Genomic DNA, 19,716 nt, shown 5'->3' with positions numbered 1-19,716 from the left:
AATCAGATGCTAAAACACTCGCGGATTAAAATCGACTGTTTTACGAACACAAAGGCAATATTGAACGATTTAAACTCAGGCTTCGAGGCGATAGAGCTCTTGATCGATCACATCAGCAATAAATTGCGTCGCCGCGCCCAAACCCGGAATTTGCGCATCAGGGGCTATTTCTAGCAAAGGCAGCAGCACAAACGCGCGCTGATGCATACGAGGATGGGGTATTTGCAAATTGGGCAAATTAAGCACCTCATCCCCATACAGCACCACGTCTAAATCTAAAGTCCGCGGCGCGTTTTTAAAACTGCGCTCGCGCCCTTGCTGCAATTCCAGCGCCAGCAGCGCTTGCAGCAAATCAGGCGCCGACAGCTCGGTTTGTACGGCGCAAACGGCGTTTACAAAATCAGGTTGGTCGGCGTAGCCCACCGGCGCGCTGGCATAAAAAGACGAGCTAGCAAGTAGCTGCGTGCCAGGCAAAGCCGCGATCAAACGCAGAGCATCGCGCAGCTGCGCACTTGGGTCGCCCAAATTGGCGCCCAAGGCAATATAAGCAATGGTCATTTCGGAGCAGAAGTTTTGGCTGATGCCGGTTTACGGTGACGAGAACGGCGGCGGCGTTTTTCAACTTCGCCCCCCTTACCAGCGGCAATGGCGTCGCTGATCAGCACTTCACGCGTGCTATCGTCGCAGGCATGAAATTGCGTCCACCAATCGGCCAGCTCTTTCTCGACCAAACCACATTCGGCGCGCAGCAAGAGGAAATCGTACGCGGCGCGAAAACGCGGCTGCTCCAGCAAGCGAAATGGCTTTTGGCCCGCTCGTTGCTCAAAGCGTGGCTGCAACAGCCAGATTTCTTTCATCGCCGCGCTATAGCGATTCGGAATCGCCAAGCGCTTGGTTACTTTGGCTTCCACGTCGTTCATCGCTTCCACCAAGGCCGGCACTTTATGCTCGCCGGAGGCGATTTTCTTTTGCCAGTTGGCTTCAACTTCGTGCCACAACAAAGCGGCAAATAAAAAGCCCGCTGATACTGGTTTATCGTCGGCCAAACGCTGATCGGTGCTAAGCAGCGCTTGTTTTAAAAACGCCGTCGTTTCTTTTTGGCTCATCAATTTATCGAGCAGCGGAAACAGCGGCTTATGCAGTCCGTAGGCGCGTAACGATTGCAAGCAATCCCACGCTTTACCCGACAACAACAGCTTCATCATTTCGTCGAACAAGCGTGCCGACGGGATGTTTTCCAGCAATTGCGCGTGTTCTTTAATTGGCTTGGCGGTATCGGCGGCGATTTGCAGCCCTAATTTGGCCGACAAACGCGTCGCGCGCAGCATGCGCACTGGGTCTTCGTGGTAACGCTTGATCGGATCGCCAATCATCACCAATTGTTTTTTTTCGAGGTCTTCTACGCCGTGGTGAAAATCGATGATTTCATCGCTATTCGGGTCGTAATACAGCGCATTCACGGTAAAGTCACGGCGTGACGCGTCTTCTTCCAAAGTGCCGTAGACGTTATCGCGAATAATGCGCCCGCTCGCATCGGTCGGAGAATCGGCGCTGCCGCGGAAGGTCGTGACTTCGATAATTTCCTCGCCGCCACGGTCATAAAACGGCACATGCACGATACGGAAACGACGGCCAATGATGCGCGAGCGATGAAATACATGGCGCACTTGTTCGGGCGTGGCGCTGGTGGCCACGTCGAAGTCTTTGGGCGACTTACCGAGCAACAAATCACGCACCGCGCCACCGACGATATACGCCTCGTAGCCAGCATCTTGCAGACGATCGCAGACTTTCAACGCGCCTGAGTGCAATTGATCACGGCGGATGCCATAGTGTTTGGCGTGCAAAATACGCTTGCCAGGGCGGCGCAATACCTTGCCTATCAGTTTACGAATCATGGGCTTTTATCGAAATAACACGGCGAAACCGCACATTATACAAGCGCAATGTGACTGACGTATCTTTTTTACGCAGATCGCGTGGCAGATCAGTCATCTACGCGACCATTTGGCACAGCCATTCACACGATAATCTGATCCCCTCAAATACTGCCCAACTGTATTTCTCTGCAGGCAATATTGTGGTTAATATAGCCAGCAATACCCATAAAGGAGCGCACAATGCCCGTGTTGAAATATCAAGTAGTCAATGTATTTGTGACTGATGAGCTCTGGTCGGGCAACCCGCTGGCGGTGTTCGAGCCAGAGGAGACTTTAAGTGATGAAACCATGCTTCGCTTGGGTCAGCAGATGAATCTGTCGGAAATCACTTTTGTGCGCCCGAGCGATAAAGCCGACGCGCATGTGCGCATTTTCACGCCTAGCTACGAAATGCCTTTTGCCGGCCACCCGACCTTGGGCACATCGTACGTGATTGCCGCCGGGCGCAAACAGCTGATGCTTGAAATGCAGGCGGGCATTATTCCAGTTGAGATCGACGGCGAACAGATTACTTTGTCTGCCAACTCGCCGAGCTATCGCGCAGGGCCTGATGTGGCCGAGCTCGCCGCTGCATTCAATATCGACGCCAAACACATTATCGGAACGCCGCGCTTTGTGAATACCGGCAGCGAGCAATTGGTTGTGCCGCTGGATTCGCCAGAGAGCGTCGCGCGTTGTACGCTCGACTTAGCCAAGTTTGAGCAAGTGGCGTGCAATTTAGAAGGCCGCTCGGGCGCACTGGTTTGGGCCAAGTCTGGCGACACCATTATCGCGCGGTATTTCTGGTCGCAACATGGGCAAGCTGCCGAAGATTTTGGCACTGGCTCAGCATGCGCCAACTTGGGCGGCTGGCTGTTGGCCGAAAACACCCCGCTACCACTGCAACTGAAGATGGAACAAGGGCACAGCATTGGACGTATTGCTCGATTGAGCTTATCGATCAATACCAACAAGCAGATACATATAGGGGGTAAAGTAAGAAGAATTGGTGAAGGGACATTTAAATTAGCGGCAGAAATTTAAGTATATTTATTGCACTTCGCTGGGATAGAAATGCCCTATCCTATCCAGCGCATTCAGTTGTGAGCTAGCACACACTCTAGAAACTACATGACCAATGGATATATCAGAATTTTCTAATACAACCTAGAATCTGCAGCCGCGCATAATTCTAGTTTCAGTAAAAAATGAATAAACGATTAATTGCAGCTTTTGTTTGCACCAGCCTATTATCGGCCTGCGGTGGCGGCGGAGGCTCCAGCACGATAGGCACCAACAGCAGCAACCCTAATTCAGGTTCTGGAACAGGCAGCACAACGCAAACCACACTAGATCAAGTCACCAATTCAGCGATTGCACAAGTAGGTACAGGGAACGGCAATCCGCAGCTTGAAGCGCTACGCACAGGTAGTGTTAAAGGGCTTAATGCCACCGACCGAGCAGCCTTTCTTTCCTTAGCGACTCAACTTTCCACGCGCTATCAGCAGCAACAAAATGGTGCAATTACAGATATTTATGGCGATGCCTCGCTCAATTTAACGCTCAACCACACGTCCAATAGCAGCGAGATCAATGTCTCTAGCCGCACCGTGGCAACGCCATTGCTGCTAGCTGATGATGGCAGCGGCATGGCTGCCATCGCGCAATATGGTAAAGGGCGTGGGTTGGCTTATGGCGCTGATGTTTTAAGCTGGATTGCGAATCAATCACGCGAAACACAGCATACCGCGCTATTCACCCGTGCGTTTAACTGGGTCCTCACTGGCAAAGCCGCAGGGCCATTACCGAGCACAATCAAATTTGCGACAACGGGCTATGCGACTGCCAATGTCAGCAAATTCATTAGCAATCAAGGCAAAGTAGCGCAGGCGGTAGCATGTGATCTAAGCGTAAATACCAATACCTGCTGGCAAAACGCTGATTTGCTGGTCTTCGGCAGTGGAACCACCTATAGCGCCGAGCTAGCCGCGCAAGTGCGCAAATACTTAGATAGCGGCAAGGCGGTGATTTACATGCATCCAAGCTGGATCGACTCCGCTGGGGGCCGCCAAGTCTTAGCGGGCATGGGTATGTCGCTGGGCGGCTATCCCGGCAATTACTATGCCTCTGCAGCAGGAGTTTCAATTGGCGCGACTCGCACTGTGGCTGAGAATCTGGCCAAAAGCGATCAAATGAGCAAATTGGTGCAAACGCTCAATTTACTTGCGCAAGACAAGCCACAATTGGCATTAAGCCAAGACGCTAGCGTGGCTAATCCCATCACGCAAATTCATAATGAATTGGCCGCAATGCAAGGTAATGGCATCAATATTTTTAATGACGCCACCACCGATCTTTATCGCTTATTGGTACTCTGGGCCGATCTGTATCGCCCCGAAATTCAGTACGGCAAAATCAATCGCGATACAGCCCCCGGTGATTTTTTGCGCACCTATGCCTCCGACTCTTGGCTAGCCTTCAACCGCAGCGACACGACGGTTTCAGCAACTGGCCAAGGCGACTTTATGCCTGCGGTAGCACAAAGCCTGCCGGTGAGTAGCAATGCAGAAACCATCGAAGTAACCATTCCTCAAAGTGGCGGTATTACCGCTATTGGCCGCGGTGCGGTGCCAGGCAAACCGGTGTATATCGAGGTTGTTAATGCAGGTGGCGCGAGCGCACTGAAAGTTCAAACTAACTATTTACGCGCTTGGGGCAACCCGCTGACTGACAAGGTGAGCGACGGTTATAAACGCCCTCGCCGTCCGCAATCATTTTCCATCCCCCTAGCTAGTGGGGAAAATGTCTTTGTCACCCCGTTTGGCGGCCCGCTGTATTTGAATTACAGCGGCGCAACGGCGGGCCAAAATGTGACGCTAAAAATTCGCGGCGCAGCTAAATACGCTCACTTTGATTTTACCAAGCCGCAAAATCAGGCCGAAATCGACGAAGCCGTTGCCGCCATGCAGCGTAGAGATTTTGGCTGGCAAACGGCTAAATTGGTGGGTGGTGAAATTCAACAAACCATCGGTTTTGCCAACAGTGCAATGGGCAATAAAACGCCAGAGCAATATGTGGTCGGTGAAATCAAAGAAATGCTGTTCGACTCGAACCACATTGCCAATGGCTTCAACAATATGCCGCTAAGCAGCAATGTGGCTAATTTATGCACTCAGTTTGGCTGGGATTGTACTGGCCCTATCCATCGAGCCCGCAGCGTGCAGCACTTTGTCGGCTGGATTGCTGCATGTGGTTACCTCTGCTCGGGCAACCCTTCTGATGGCTTTGCCGCCATTAGCGGCACAGGCTGGGGGCACTCGCACGAATTGGGTCACAACACAGTACAGCGTGTTATGCACATTGAATTTAATGGCAAAGGCTGCGTGGTGGAATGCGACAATAATATTCTTGCTAGCATGCATATGATGCGCCAGTACAAGCTCTTGGGCATCGATACTGGACACGCAACCGATCACCCCGGTTTATATCAAGACATTATCGCTAATCGAAACTCAGGCCTAAGTGGCAACGCCAAAATTGTCGATATGCAAACGCGCTTGTGGGATATGGCCAATGGGCAAGACCCGATGCGGGCAGCGCATTTCCAAATTGCATTTTTGTTTGGCAAATATCGTTTGAACGAAGCGAAACCAAGTATGGAAAGCACCTTGGACTACTTTACGTTGCTCACCAAGGCGGACCGGATGGTCGCCCAAGGCTGGGATGCCAACAATAAAGCCAAGTATGGCATGAGCCGCTTTGCAGATAATAAAATCAGTAATCCAGACTTGCTGTATGTGTTAAGTTCCAAAATCATCGGCCGCGATTTGCGCTCTATTTTTGCAATGTACGGCATCAGCGTATCGCAAACTGCGCTCGATTCAATTGCAGACTTGAATTTACCGCTCGCAGCCGAGCAGTTTTACGCCTTAGCCACGGGCAAACACAATCAACCGAGCACCGGAGTCTGGCTAGATTTAGCGGCAACGACACCAAGCTATCCTTTCTAATTTGATTTTGCTCGAATGAATTGGCCTACCCGCGGGTAGGCCTTTCTTTTTGAGCGCTAGGCCACACAATTACGCAATTTTTACCGGAACAATTCATCACTTCGCCAGTCTTTTTTAGACGGTTTACCCGTATAATGGGTTCACACAAAACTTACCTTTCTTTTCAGCAAAGATCACAACATGCCGCGCCTACCATTGAAAAGCTCTATCGTTGCGACTGCGCTTGTCGCCGTTTTCTCTAGCTCAATAACTCAGGCCTTTGTGCCACCAGTGCCGGAAATCGCGGCGAAATCTTATTATCTGTATGACAAACAAAGTGGCCAAGTTTTGGCCGCGCGTGATCCAGATCTGCAAGTCGAGCCCGCCTCTTTGACGAAGATGATGACGACGTATATCACGTTCAAAATGGTTAAAGAGGGCAAACTCAAACTCAACCAAACTTTGCTGGTATCCGAAAAAGGTTGGAAAACAGAAGGTTCACGGATGTATCTGGACCCGAAAGTACCCGCAACCGTTGAAGATCTAATCAAAGGAATGATTGTTCAATCAGGTAATGACGCCTGCGTAACGCTGGCCGAAGCGATTGCGGGTAGCGAAGAAGTATTTGCACAAATGATGAATGCCGAAGCAAAGCGACTTGGCTTAAAAGGCTCGCATTTTACTAATTCAACCGGCCTCCCCGACCCAGCACTTCATGTCACAACCAGTGATTTGGGGCGTTTGGCTACTGCCATCATCAACGATTTCCCTGAGTTCTATCACATCTACTCAATTAAAGAATTCAAGTACAACAATATCAGCCAGCCAAACCGGAATCTATTGCTGTACCGAGATCCATTCGTTGATGGCATGAAAACCGGTCACACCAATAGCGCGGGTTATAATTTAGTAGCCTCAACCAAGCGTGATGGCCGTCGTTTGATTTCTGTGGTGGTGGGTACTGCTAGTCCAGAAGTTCGGGCGGCTGAATCATCAAAACTATTGAACTGGGGCACCCAATTCTTTGAAACCCCTAAATTGTATGCGGCCAAACAAGCCGTACAACAAGTGCCAGTCTGGAAGGGGAAAGAGTCGCAAATTGCTGTCGGTTTTATGGCTGACCAATACATCACCGTACCCAAAGGCGATGCTGCGAAACTTAAAATTGATTTAACCACGCAGCAGCCACTGATGGCGCCGATTAAAGTTGGCCAAACTGTTGGTACGATGAAAATCACCTTGGATGGCAAAGTTTTAAGTGAGCGCCCAGTCGTCGCCGTGGCCGCCGTCGAAGAAGCCAGCATCTTCGGCCGCGCGTGGGATACGATTCGTTTATGGTGGAAAGGCCTATTTGGCTGAAATTAGCAGTAAAAATAAAAAAGCCCTAGATCACTAGGGCTTTTTTATTAGAAGCGACGATTGCTAATTTTGAAAATTCGCATCATTGGCATTGCCGTTTGCGGGCCAAACCAGCGATTAAAAATAGTGACCGCTTCGCCAGTGTTTTCCATATCAACTAAAGCCAGATTCACGGCCTCTTGCAGTTTCTTTTCGCCTTTTTGCATGCCCACTGCAATGGTTTTTATTTCAATGGCGAAATCGCTGATTTCGTATTGCGCACGTTGTGCGGCTGGCATTCTCGATAAAAATGCCGCAAGCACAGGGCCATCGGCCGCAACACCTTCCACCGAGCCCGCTAGAAGCGCCTTCACCATTTCAGGCTTGTCTTCAAACTCCACCTGTGGGGTATTGGGCAAATTTTTCTTCATCTTTTTTGACGTGCTCGATGTGGCCGTCACCGCAATTTGCGCCCCAGCTAAATCAGCCTCTGACTTGAAACGGCCTTTCTTTGCCAAAATGCGGTCATCGGTTACAAAGTAGCCCACGCTAAAATCAATCTCGCGCTCGCGCTCGGCGGTACGAGTAAGATCGGCCACCACAATATCAACCGTATCATTTTTCAAATGTGGAATCCGATCATCTGATTCAACAATTTTGAAAACGGGTTTTACATTCAAGCGTTTGGCAATACCTAGCGCAAAATCAATGTCATAACCTTTAAGCGCACGGGTTTTGGTATCCATCATCGAAAAAGGTGGCGATGAATCTTTAACTCCAATCACAATTTCACCTTTCTTTTGGATTGCTTCAAGTGAAGTTGCATGGGCAAGAGATGCCAAAACAGTGAAAGCCAGTGCTGCGAAATGACGCATGTAAAACTCCATCAAACTAAGTGGTACTTCGTGTAGACAAATGTTTATTGCGGTAAAGGTAGGATAGGATGAGTTCCTTGTTTAGCTGCAACAGCGGCTTCGTAGAAAAACAAACCATTCACATCTTTACCAAATAAATAGCTTTTTTTAATTTGTGACAAATGCGCTCGCATTGCGACATCATTGGGCGCATTCACAAACCCTTGTTTCAAATTGAGCGATTTCAAAGCCCACTCGAGCGAGTTGGCCTCAAGGGTCACCGCTTGCTCACCAGTATCCCAGTACCGGCTCACCTGCCCACCCAAAGGTAGCAATTTGGCGATATACACCTGATCGCCTAATTGCGATTTTAAATGCCACGCCATGCTGTGAATTTCTTGTTTAGAATCTGGATTAAGCCCCGACACAGCCGGAATTGCATGCGACGAGTGGCCCCAGATAATGACTTTTTTGTCTTTGAGTGGATGCTGCAGTAGCCACTGTACATTATCCGCCATGGCGGTATCACGATAATCGTAGTTCTTATCATCTCGATGTTGCTGGCGAATCACATTTGCCGAAATTCCCCGCACTTGGCGGCACCACCAACCCGCATTTTCACGCATGAGTGCGGCATCACTAGCGCCATTACACAGCTCAGTTTCCAGCAATTTCGAGACTTGCGTAAACTCGCTTAGCTCTGCCCCCTCACTATTGAGTGAAATGGCTTTTTTAGCGACTGCTACATAAGCAGGCCAAGCCGGTTCACTCAAAATGGCTGAGCCCGTTTGCTGTAAATAATCGCTTAAGGCTGGGATTAATTCATTAATCGATGTAGTTCCTGCCAATGGAATATCAAGACCATACAGCGCTAAAGGCCGCGGCGACTTTTTCATCACGTCGGCATACTGCAAGACCTTGCGGCTAGCATCGGTTTGCGAATACATATAAAACACACGACCAGGAGCCAGATCGGTCAGGCTGGCATCTTTTTCCAATGCACTACGCCACATCGCCTCAACGTCAAACATGGCGCTTTCAATAATCAAGGCATCAAAATCTTTTTGCTGATGCAAATATTGCACCAAGCGATTCATCAGCTCGAACGCATTTGCATCGGCATAACTATCTTCGCTGAGCACCACCACACGCGCATCAGCAATAGCATCACCAAATTCACTTAAATCGTCAGGGCTTGAGTGTGCAGCATCAAGGCTTGCCAATGGCTTGGCCTCTTGGCCCAACCAGTCTCGTACTGCACTGAACGAGGCTTGAACGGATTGTTCTGTTGTTTCCACTGGCGCGACCGGTTTTTCCCCACACGCCACCAAGGACAACCCCATTAACAACGCCAATGCTGAACGCTTCATGCCACTCCTCCATTTCAATAAGCCAATAGCATAAAGCACAGCCAACGTGAATACTTCACCAAAATTACAAATAGGTTTAAAAAATTAGCGCAATGTAATCTAGCTCACGCTTAACATTCAGAGGTATTCGCTCCAAAAGCTGTTTTTAATAAGCATTCGTCAATATACCCTCAGCATTATTCAAGCTATCACGCAGACAAAAAAATAGGGCGACCTCAGTCGCCCTATTTACTGCATTCGATTATGGCCTAAGCCGAATAAACGACCTTGCCTTTCACGATGGTATGCGCCACTTTACCGATCATTTCGTGACCAACAAATGGCGTATTTTTGCCTTGTGATTTCAGTTTTTCTGGAATCACATACCAGCTCGCTTCTGGATTAAACAGCAGCAAATCGGCGCGATTGCCGACAGCTAAACCAGCGTCAAAACCCAGCGCTTTGGCTGGCGTGGCGCTGATTTTGGCCAAGGCTTGCGGCAAACTCACTTTATTGGCGCGCGCCCAAGCCAGTGTTAATGGCAACAACAATTCCAGACCCGTCGCGCCGCGCTCCGCTTGCGCAAATGGCAGCAATTTACCGTCGTCGTCCACCGGCGCGTGATCCGAGCAAATCATATCAATCGTGCCGTCGTTGAGCGCCGCCACAATCGCATCGCGGTCAGCGACTGAGCGCAGCGGTGGATCGAAGCGGTATTGGCTGTCAAAGAAGCCGATATCCAGATCAACCAAATGAATGTGGTTAATGCTCACATCGCAGGTCAACTTCAAACCTTCGCGTTTGGCCGCGCGAATCAGCTCCAGTCCCGCCGCGCTCGACACGCGTGCCAAGTGCACCTTGCAACCGGTAGCGCGCATTAGCTGCGTGATTTGCGCGATCGCGATCGTTTCGGCAATCACCGGAATACCAGTCAAACCAAGGCGCGAAGCGTATGGGCCGTCGTGGGCGACACCGTCGTTCACCAAGGATGCTTCTTCAGGACGCAAACGCAGCTCGAAACCATAGTTCGCCGCGTACAGCATCGCGCGGTACAGCACTTGCAGATCGGCAATAGGCACGTCGCCTTGCGAGAACGCGACGCAACCGGCTTCGTGCAATTGCGCCATTTCGGTAATTTCTTGCCCTTTTAGCCCGCGGGTCAGCGCGCCGACTGGGTATACACGTGCCAGATCGAGTTGTTTACTGCGCTGGCGCAGCATCGTGACCAAACCGACTTCGTCGAGGACTGGGTCAGTATCAGGCGTGCACACAACGCTGGTCACGCCGCCAGCGACTGCCGCCGCCATTTCAGACGCCAAAGTGGCCTTGTATTCTTGACCTGGCTCGCGCAAACGCGCGGCGAAATCGACCAAGCCTGGCGCAACGACCAAGCCGCTCGCGTCGATGACTTCGTCGGCAACAAAACCAGCTGGTGCGGTATTCACGCCGGCAATTTTGCCATCGGCCAGAAATAAATCACCCTGTGATTCAGTACCTGCAATCGGGTCCACCAACAGACCATTTTTGATATGAATATTCTTCGTCATGTCTGGTTTCCTTAGAGCAAGCCTTTCTGATTGGCAGCAACAATGCTCAATACCGCCATGCGGACCGCGATACCAAAAGTCACCTGCGGCAAGATCACCGCCTGATCGCCATCGGCCACCGCAGAATCAATTTCAACGCCACGATTCATCGGGCCTGGGTGCATCACAATCGCGTCGGGCTTAGCCAGCGCGAGTTTTTCTGGCGTCAGGCCGTAGTATTTAAAGAATTCTTGCGTACTTGGCAGGTAAGCGCCGGCCATGCGCTCGTTTTGCAAGCGCAACATCGCAACGACATCCACGTCTTTTAGGCCTTCTGCCATATCGTGGTACACATGCACGCCCAGATTCTCGACGCCCGTTGGCAGCAAAGTTTTTGGTGCGATCACGCGAATATCAGGGCAACCCAAAGTCGACAGCGCGTGAATTTGCGAGCGCGCCACGCGGCTGTGCAACACGTCGCCGACGATGGCGACGCGCAGATTGGTGAAATCGCCTTTGTAATGGCGAATCGTGAACATATCGAGCATCGCTTGCGTCGGATGCGCGTGGCGGCCGTCACCAGCATTCACCACCGCAACGCCCGGCTTCACGTGCTTGGCGATCAAATGCGCCGCGCCTGATTCCGAATGACGCACGACGAACAAGTTCGCGCCCATCGCTTCCAGATTGTGTACCGTGTCGAGCAGCGTTTCGCCCTTGGCAGTGCTGGACGCTTGAATATTCAAGCTCGACACATCAGCCGACAAACGCTTAGCCGCGATTTCAAACGTCGTACGCGTGCGCGTTGAGTTTTCAAAAAACAGGTTGAACACCGACGTACCTGCCAGATCGGCAAATTTTTGATTCACCAACTCGCCGCCCGAAACAAATTCAGCGGCTTTATCTAAAATCTGGTGCAAAATTCGGCGCGGCAGGCCTTCGGTCGTCAACAGGTGAATCAACTCACCTTGGGCATTTAATTGCGGGTTATACATAGCATCCTCGCGGCAAAGTACTTCACGGCGATCAAAACGATCAAAATTCATTTGGAACAATCAAGTCGCCTTGATTACTCCCTACCAGTATCACCCTGCAGCACAAATCTGAATTAGCCTACAGCGCAATACCCTTTATTCAGTGATTACCCCAACGCCATCAAAGTACGATTGCAAAATCTGCATCGCCGCCACTTGATCGAGCGCTGGTTTTTGCTTGCGACCGCGCAAGCCAATTTCATTCAAAGCCTGAGTCGCACCGGCGCTGGATAAGCGCTCGTCGACCAAGCTCACCGCCAAACCAAACCGCCCCTTCAGGCGGTTGGCAAATTTACGCGCTAGGCGGCTCATTTCATGTTCTTCGCCATTCAAATGCGCGGGCAGACCAACGACCAGCGCGCTGGGCTGCCATTCCTTAATTAAGGCCTCGATGCGCGCGAACTTTTTATCGTTCTCTTCAAACGCAATCGTTTCGAGCGGATGCGCAATCCCCAATTCGGTCGAGCCCATAGACACGCCGATGCGCACCTCGCCAAAATCAAAACCCAGTATTGTGCTCATGCGTACGATGCCTGAAGGTATAGAAATTGGAGGCGATTTGCGTAGCGAGCCAGTGCTAGACGCGAAGTAGCAGCGCAGAGCCCGCAATGGACTAATGTCCATGAGGAGGTCGAGCAGCGCACGACAAAGTCTAGCGCTGGCGCAGTAGCAAAGCGCGCCAATTTCATGCGTGGCCTGCGTCTTTAGATAACATCGCCACATCAATCCCCAGCAGTGCCAGCGCCGCCTCATATCGCTCATCCGACGGCACTTCAAACAGGATTTTCATATCTTCCATCGGCACCGTCAGCCAAGAATTTTCGGCGATTTCTTTTTCCAACTGCCCCGCTTCCCAGCCGGCAAAACCCAGCGCAACAAACATCTGCTCAGGGCCCGCGCCTTCGCCAACGGCGTTTAGAATATCGCGCGACGTGGTCAAGCCCAATACATCGGTCACCGCCAGCGATGCCTGCCAACTACCGAGCGGCGAGTGCAAAATAAAACCGCGATCGGTTTGCACCGGCCCGCCAAAATGCACTGGTAAATCGGCGACGTCAGGGCGATGCAATTCCAGCTCGATTTGCTCGAACAGCGTTTGCACATTCATACCCAGCGGGCGATTCAAAATCACCCCCATCGCCCCAGCCGCGGTGTGCTCGCAAATCAAAATCAGCGAACGCGCAAAAATCGGGTCGGTCAGATTAGGCATCGCCACCAGAAAGTGACGCGCGAGATTCATTTCAGCGGTATTTTCCATAGCCGTGATTATCGCATAGCTTTTGCAAAGTCGCTGCGCCAACACGCAGCACAAACAGCGTTGGCGCAAAGCCTCAGATTAAGTCATGGGTATATCTTCATAACCCAATATGGATAACACCCAATGGCATATACCCATCAAGTTAATTCAGCTTTGCTCGACGCATCGCCCCCAAATCAATTTTCAGCGCATAGCGATACGAAAAATACGCAAAGAATGGAATCGGCGTAGCCAAGCAGAAGATCATTATCTCAATTTGATCTTGCACGCCCTTCCCCCAAATCCAAGCGACAACCATCCAAATAGGCATTAGTAAAATAAAAGCTAAGCCAACACCTTGCATATCGCTGCGCCCATTGGCATTTAGCCCATACAAATTCAACAAAGGGAAGCTCTGCACCACATAGCGCAGCAAAGACATACCAACGACAAATAATAGTGCGGCGTTAACGATTTGCGTGAGGCCATCCATCCCCAACAGCAGCAATAATCCACAATTTAATCCGGCAATCAGAACAAGGCCGGCAAGAAAAAGCTGCTCATCCTGCAACCAAAGTTGGCTGCGACTATTGCTGCGCCTTAACCATGCATTCGACCATTGGCGGCGCCCTGAAAAATACACCAGACATGCCCCCATTTGCATGGCAAAAATAGCCCCTGCCCCCCATTGATTTACCCCCTGAATTGGCAAGAAATGTTGATACGCCAAAATCATGCCGTAAGGCGTCAAAATTAAGCTATTAAACAATTTTCTCCAGCCTTTGGCGTCCAAAGCAAAGCCCAAATTCATTTCAACTCTGAACAACAACGGCGATTTCACAGGCGAAATGGTGCGCTTAGTATCCTTGCTCATATGGATACCCTGAATTGAACGTGGTTGTCCAAAGCGCTGTATATGCACCAACAGAGCGACGATCAAACCCATAGAACAAAGCAACAAAGCTACCCCGATCCAAAACTCATACTGCGGAGCTAGAGTTAAGCCCAACAGCGGAATAAACATAACTGTAAACACCAGTTGCACCTGCCAAGTTTGGCCTTGTACTGGCGTAAAACTACGTTTAGCAAAAGCTTGAGGCATAGCAAATGCCATGAATTGCCCGAGCAACCATGCAAACCCCATGACCAGTAATACCGTTGGGCTGGATGTGCGATACCAGAACATCAAACCGATCAAGCCCCATACCAAACCATTGAGCAGCAAAGCCTGAGCAATCATCACTGCGCAATATGGTTTGCGTACTCGCCAGCGCTCCAGAGCACACAGCAGCATTGCGGTATTCATGCTTGGAGCAAATGCGAGAAAAGCCAATGGCAAATACATCGCCAGTACAAAATTAACTGGGAAAATCCACATCCAACACAGCAATAGCATATAAGCCAAAGGCCAAATCATGCGCTGATTGCTAGTGCGCCCCCAGAATAAAGTAAATAGCCAGTCCCGCTGCGTCCGGATCGCAGGGTCTCGCCATTGAGTAAACACATCAAGCACCAAACTCATTGTGAAATCTCCACAAAAGCGTCTTCCAAACCCAAGGATTCAACTTGATACGGAGAAGTGATCGCAGCGGCGCATTCGGCTGCGAGCGCATCGTTCCAGCCGCGGATAATCCATGTTTCACGCTCGGCGCTCAGGTGTGTACGCACAACGCGGCTGGTCGTAACCGCGAGTGAGCCGGTAATATTGAGAGGGCGAGTTAAATGCAGGCGCACGATGGATTCTTTTAAATCATCCAATTCACCGCGATAGCTGAAACGGCCGTTTTCCAGTAGCCACACATGGCTAGCAACGCGCTCGATGTCGCTGAAAATATGGCTAGATAGCAGCACCGAGCGCTCGCCGTCGGCGACAATGGCGATGATTTCTTCGATTAATGCGCGGCGCGCGACCGGATCAAGGCTGGCGGCGGGCTCGTCGAGTACCAGTAATTTCGGCTCGTGCGCCATCGCGGCAATCAGCGCGAGCTTTTGCCGCTCGCCCACCGACATCTCGCTGATTTTTTGCCACGTTGGCACTTGCCAATTTTTAACGAGGCGCTCGACCAACTCGGCGTTCCAGTTCGTATGAAACAGCTTGGTCGCCGCCAGCATTTCACCACCGGTGAGCCACGGCATTAAATCGTCGACTTGGGCGACAAAACCAATTTGGCTGCACACCTCTGGCGGCAGATCGGTGGGGGTGTGGCCAAACACCTTGACCTCACCGCTTGCCAAAAAGGTGTAGCCGAGTAAACCATCGAGCAAAGTCGTTTTGCCCGCGCCATTTTTACCGACCAAACCAATCACCTGCCCCGGCTCGATGGCGAAGCTTTGGCCTTTGCAATGCACAGTGCCCAGCTCGACATCACGGGCGACTAGAAATGAATCGCTAACACTCATGTTTTACTCCTGATCTGGTTTTTGCAGCGCGGCATTGAGCGCGGCTTGCAGGTCTGAATCGGAAAGCCCGAGCTGGCGGGCGGCGATAATTAAATCGTTGAGCAGCGGCGCGAGCTGCTGCTGCGGGCTAACGCTGCGCTCGGATGGCGCTGCGACGGTCATCGGCTTGCCACGCTGGCGCACCAGCAGCCCTTCGGCTTCAAGCAGGCTATAGGCTTTGGATATCGTCATCGGATTCACCGCTTGCGATTCGGCGATTTCGCGTACCGATGGCAGCGCATCGCCGGGCGCAAGCTGGCCACCAGCGATCAGGCGTCGCACCTGATCTTGGATTTGCCGATAAATTGGCGTCGGTAAATGGGGGTTTAGCACGAACATCGCTGTGCTCCGCAACTGTATATGTGTATTATTTTATTAATACACATATACAGTCAAGCCATTTATCGCCATGGCATATCGCAAGGCAGCATAAAGCAAGGCTGGCATTCGCGTACAATGCACTACCATTGAGTATTGTGAGTAAAGAAGAGATCACCATGAGCACGACTGCGAGCGATTCAAGCGCCACCAAAACCACCGCCATCGTTTGGCTACGCCGTGATTTGCGCATCTTTGATAACGCTGCGCTGTATACCGCGCTAAAAAATGCCGATCAGGTGGTGCTGGCTTTTGTGTTTGATACGACGATTTTGGCGGGGCTGCCCAAGCAAGATCGCCGCGTTGAATTTATTTGGGAAGCGCTGAAAGACATTAAAACTGCGCTGCGCCAATACAATAGCGACATCGTCATTCGTCATGGCGACCCGCTCGTTGAAATTCTGGCACTGGCCGAGCAATACAATGCGTCAGCCGTGTATTGCAACCGCGATTACGAACCAGCAGCCATCAAGCGTGATGGGTATGTGGCTGAAGCACTCAAAATACAAGGCCGCTACTTCAATACCTATAAAGATCAAGTGATTTTTGAGCAAGACGAAGTGCTGACGCAATCGGGCACGATGTACAGCGTATTCTCGCCGTACAAGCGCGCGTGGTTGAATAAACTCAATCCGAAGGCGATGAAATCGTGGGCGGTGAATAAATTTATTCACAAGCTGCTACCGATGAAGGCGCAGTATTTCCCATCACTCAAAGAGCTGGGCTTTGCCAAAACCAATTTGGCCGAGCTGAAAATACCGCTCGGCATGAGTGGTGGCGAGAAATTATTCGAAGACTTTAAAAACCGCATCGACGATTACAAAGAAGCGCGCGATTTCCCCGCCGTAAAAGGCGTGTCGTATTTATCGGCGCATTTGCGTTTTGGCACGGTGTCGATTCGTGAGCTAGTGAGTTATGCGTTTAATCACGGTGGTGCGGGTGCTGAAACGTGGCTATCTGAGCTGATCTGGCGCGAGTTTTATCAGCAAATTTTGTGGCACAGACCCGATGTGGTTGAACACACATTCAAACCCGAATACGACAATTTGCCCTTCCCGAATCACCTCGAATTATTCGACGCGTGGTGCCGCGGCGAAACGGGCTATCCACTGGTTGACGCGGCAATGCGCCAGTTGACGCAAACGGGCTATATGCACAATCGCCTACGCATGGTGACTGCGAGCTTCTTGGTGAAAGACCTGCTGATCGATTGGCGCTGGGGCGAAAAATTTTTCGCTGAGCATTTGCTCGATTTTGACTTGGCGGCGAACAACGGCGGCTGGCAATGGGCGGCGTCAACCGGCTGCGATGCGCAACCCTACTTCCGCATTTTTAACCCGGTGTCGCAATCGGAGAAGTTCGACCCGCAAGGCAAATTTATCCGTCGCTATTGCCCCGAGTTGGCTGACTTACCCAATGAGGCAATCCACGCTCCGTGGGAAGCCAAAGCCAGTACGCGCAGATCGGCGAATTTCCTGCAAGAAACGGATTACTTCCCACCGATTGTGAATCACGCAGAACAACGTGAGGCTGCGCTAGCCTTATTTGCTGCGGTCAAAAAATAAGTTGTAATTTGATGGACTTAGGCCATTTCAGCGTCAAGCAAAATTGAAATGGCCTAAGATGAACGGTAAGCACTTTCTCGCTACCGGACTTCAGCCCATGCCTGACCTCATTGCACTAATCGCCCCACAAAACGTAGTTCCTGCACTGCATTCTGCCTTTTCGGTATTAGGCACAAATGACAACCACATTGCTCTGGCCTCAGGGCAAGCCCCTGATTTCCAAGTGCGCCAATTTGTCCTCGAAAGCCCCGTTCAAGCGCTGGATTTTTTAGATTCAACGCGCTGGGCGCTGGCAGCGAGCAGCCCGCAAGGCGAAATATCACCACTGATTTTTCAGCATCGTTTGGCCATTTGCGCCATTGGACACTGCCAAAATCATCAGGAGCTAGCACGTGAATATCAGCTTGAGGCGCATTGCACACTCAATGTACTACTTGCGCATTTGCTCTATCCACTACTGCAACAGGGCTTGCCGCTGAGCGATGCCCTTGCGCAAATGGGCAAATATCTGATGGGTGAGATGGCGCTTATTTGTCAGGATCTAAAAGAATTACAACATGGCTATGCGGTACACTGGGGCAAACCGCTATATCTTGGCCTAGAAGCAGGCTTGCGCCAGATTTGCTCAACACATGCTCGGCTCATTCAGCACGTAGCCAATCCAAGCTATGCACTACAACCAGGCGAAATTATCCGCTTTGGCCTACATGCACCCGCTCGCTGCCATTATCGCCAAACGCCCGAAACACTCGTTCTGCAACAACAGCAAAACAAAAACCTGCCGCATCACATGCTAGAGGAAATTGAAAGCCAGGCCAGCTTACTAGCATCGCTTGCTCAGCACTACCTGTCAGAACCATGGATGCCAACACCACTTAGCGCCAAACTGGCTGGGTTTACCAGCATTACCCTCGTCGCCAGCGGCTCTAGTTATCACGCGGCGATGACCGCAGCGTATTGGTTTGAAACTTTGGCGGGATTGAAAACCATAGTCGACATCGCCAGTGAATACCGTTATCGGGATGTTCACCCAGATAACAAAGAGCTATTGATTGCACTATCACAATCAGGTGAAACCGCCGACACCGTCGAATCAGTCCGTCACGCCCAAGCGGCAGGGCATCCACACTGCCTCGCCATCTGTAACACCAGCCAAAGCTCTTTAAGCAAATTGAGTGACTTTACCTTACTTACTCATAGCGGCGCAGAATTATCAGTTAGCTCTACCAAATCATTTACCGCACAATTATTACTCTTGTTCAATTTGGCATTAAAAATAGGCCAAACGCGGCAATACATCAGCGCTGAGCGTGTACACGAATGCCAAAATGAAATGGCGCAAATAGGCAGCAAAGTGCAGCAAGTCCTAGCGCACAGCAAAGAGCTACGCCGCTGGGCTGGTGAATTACATGCCAAAGAGCATCTGTTTGTCATTGGCCGCAACGCGATGTATCCCGTTGCCCTTGAAGGCGCGTTTAAATTTAAAGAGGTTGCCTACCAATATGCCAGCGCCTTTGCGGCAGGGGAACTCAAACACGGCCCGATTACGCTCGTTAATCCGCAACTCTCTGTTATCGCCTGCCTACCTTGGAACCAACATGCAGAGCGTATGCTTAGCAATTTGCAGGAAATTCGCGCCAATAAGGGTGAGTTATTCGTCTTATCGGATGGGCTGCTCGCTAATGCGGAGCGATTCAATGTAATCCGGATGCCAGGGGGATTAACTCATTTAGCCCCCATTACCTTTATCATTGCGCTACAGCTACTCGCCTATTACAGCGCAACACTACGCGGCAATAGCATTGACACACCTCGCAATCTGAGCAAAACATTCGCAACAGTCGAATGAGGTATACCACTAGATTCCCTGAGGAATAAAGCTCACAGAGCCATACCAAGACAGGTATCTATTTCTTTCCAGCGCAAAGCAAAAAGCCCAGCTCGGTTGAGCTGGGCTTTCTATTGGGTAGTCTGGCAATGACCTACTTTCACACGGGCAATCCGCACTATCATCGGCGCTGAGGCGTTTCACTGTCCTGTTCGGGATGGGAAGGAGTGGGACCACCTCGCTATGGTCACCAGACAAAA

General features: G+C 50.9%; 16 protein-coding genes and 1 rRNA gene. 5 read left to right on the top strand and 12 right to left on the bottom strand.

Features of this window, described 5'->3' with window-relative positions; all coding sequences use genetic code 11:
- Nucleotides 1-75 precede the first annotated feature (75 nt).
- Together folK and pcnB are read right to left on the bottom strand one after the other, a co-directional pair.
- Complete coding sequence (gene folK / locus NT239_12620) at nt 76-558, bottom strand: 2-amino-4-hydroxy-6-hydroxymethyldihydropteridine diphosphokinase (GenBank protein XGA70605.1); 483 nt, start codon at nt 556-558, stop codon at nt 76-78.
- Nucleotides 555-1,898 (bottom strand): polynucleotide adenylyltransferase PcnB, encoded by a 1,344-nt coding sequence (gene pcnB, locus NT239_12615; protein ID XGA70604.1) that lies wholly within the window; start codon nt 1,896-1,898, stop codon nt 555-557. Before pcnB ends, folK begins: the two co-directional genes overlap by 4 nt.
- Before the next feature lie 222 nt (nt 1,899-2,120).
- On the opposite strand from pcnB, the gene NT239_12610 reads away from it, so the two are divergent.
- From NT239_12610 to NT239_12600, 3 genes are all read left to right on the top strand, one after another.
- Nucleotides 2,121-2,963 carry a PhzF family phenazine biosynthesis protein gene (locus tag NT239_12610; GenBank protein XGA70603.1) on the top strand — a complete coding sequence of 281 codons (843 nt, stop codon included), beginning with the start codon at nt 2,121-2,123 and terminating at the stop codon, nt 2,961-2,963.
- A 164-nt stretch (nt 2,964-3,127) separates the two neighbouring features.
- Entirely contained in the window at nt 3,128-5,929 is a 2,802-nt protein-coding gene (locus NT239_12605) for an ImpA family metalloprotease (GenBank protein ID XGA70602.1), read from the top strand.
- A gap of 180 nt (nt 5,930-6,109) precedes the next feature.
- On the top strand, nt 6,110-7,267 hold the full coding sequence (locus NT239_12600) for a D-alanyl-D-alanine carboxypeptidase (protein ID XGA70601.1): 1,158 nt from the start codon (nt 6,110-6,112) through the stop codon (nt 7,265-7,267).
- Nucleotides 7,268-7,314: 47 nt separating this feature from the next.
- Here the strand turns inward: NT239_12600 and NT239_12595 are convergent, their stop codons facing one another.
- The 9 genes from NT239_12595 to NT239_12555 all read right to left on the bottom strand — a co-directional run bounded on the left by NT239_12595 (nt 7,315) and on the right by NT239_12555 (nt 16,024).
- Nucleotides 7,315-8,121 (bottom strand): transporter substrate-binding domain-containing protein, encoded by an 807-nt coding sequence (locus tag NT239_12595; GenBank protein ID XGA70600.1) that lies wholly within the window; start codon nt 8,119-8,121, stop codon nt 7,315-7,317.
- Nucleotides 8,122-8,165: 44 nt separating this feature from the next.
- The gene (locus NT239_12590; GenBank protein XGA70599.1) at nt 8,166-9,470 is read right to left on the bottom strand and encodes an erythromycin esterase family protein; all 1,305 of its coding nucleotides are present in this window, start codon (nt 9,468-9,470) and stop codon (nt 8,166-8,168) included.
- 248 nt (nt 9,471-9,718) lie between these two features.
- On the bottom strand, nt 9,719-10,996 hold the full coding sequence (locus tag NT239_12585) for a dihydroorotase (GenBank protein ID XGA70598.1): 1,278 nt from the start codon (nt 10,994-10,996) through the stop codon (nt 9,719-9,721).
- Nucleotides 10,997-11,007: 11 nt separating this feature from the next.
- Nucleotides 11,008-12,021: an aspartate carbamoyltransferase catalytic subunit gene (locus NT239_12580; protein ID XGA72808.1), complete on the bottom strand. Its 1,014-nt coding sequence runs from the start codon at nt 12,019-12,021 to the stop codon at nt 11,008-11,010.
- An 84-nt stretch (nt 12,022-12,105) separates the two neighbouring features.
- Nucleotides 12,106-12,531: a Holliday junction resolvase RuvX gene (gene ruvX, locus NT239_12575; GenBank protein XGA70597.1), complete on the bottom strand. Its 426-nt coding sequence runs from the start codon at nt 12,529-12,531 to the stop codon at nt 12,106-12,108.
- Nucleotides 12,532-12,694: 163 nt separating this feature from the next.
- Entirely contained in the window at nt 12,695-13,267 is a 573-nt protein-coding gene (locus NT239_12570) for a YqgE/AlgH family protein (GenBank protein XGA70596.1), read from the bottom strand.
- Nucleotides 13,268-13,409: 142 nt separating this feature from the next.
- Nucleotides 13,410-14,768: a hypothetical protein gene (locus NT239_12565; protein XGA70595.1), complete on the bottom strand. Its 1,359-nt coding sequence runs from the start codon at nt 14,766-14,768 to the stop codon at nt 13,410-13,412.
- Nucleotides 14,765-15,646, bottom strand: coding sequence for an ABC transporter ATP-binding protein (locus NT239_12560; GenBank protein XGA70594.1), 882 nt, complete (start codon nt 15,644-15,646; stop codon nt 14,765-14,767). Before NT239_12560 ends, NT239_12565 begins: the two co-directional genes overlap by 4 nt.
- Nucleotides 15,647-15,649: 3 nt before the next feature.
- The gene (locus NT239_12555; GenBank protein XGA70593.1) at nt 15,650-16,024 is read right to left on the bottom strand and encodes a GntR family transcriptional regulator; all 375 of its coding nucleotides are present in this window, start codon (nt 16,022-16,024) and stop codon (nt 15,650-15,652) included.
- 158 nt (nt 16,025-16,182) lie between these two features.
- Between NT239_12555 and NT239_12550 the strand changes: the two genes are divergently transcribed.
- Together NT239_12550 and NT239_12545 are read left to right on the top strand one after the other, a co-directional pair.
- Entirely contained in the window at nt 16,183-17,628 is a 1,446-nt protein-coding gene (locus tag NT239_12550; GenBank protein ID XGA70592.1) for a DNA photolyase family protein, read from the top strand.
- A 97-nt stretch (nt 17,629-17,725) separates the two neighbouring features.
- Nucleotides 17,726-19,477 carry an isomerizing glutamine--fructose-6-phosphate transaminase gene (locus NT239_12545; protein ID XGA70591.1) on the top strand — a complete coding sequence of 584 codons (1,752 nt, stop codon included), beginning with the start codon at nt 17,726-17,728 and terminating at the stop codon, nt 19,475-19,477.
- A 120-nt stretch (nt 19,478-19,597) separates the two neighbouring features.
- On the opposite strand, the gene rrf is transcribed toward NT239_12545, so the two are convergent.
- Nucleotides 19,598-19,711 (bottom strand): 5S ribosomal RNA (gene rrf, locus NT239_12540).
- Nucleotides 19,712-19,716: the final 5 nt, after the last annotated feature.

The sequence above is a fragment of the Chitinibacter sp. SCUT-21 genome (assembly GCA_041874755.1).
Classification (GTDB): Bacteria; Pseudomonadota; Gammaproteobacteria; order Burkholderiales; family Chitinibacteraceae; genus Chitinibacter.
This window is presented reverse-complemented; position numbering and strand designations above follow the sequence as displayed.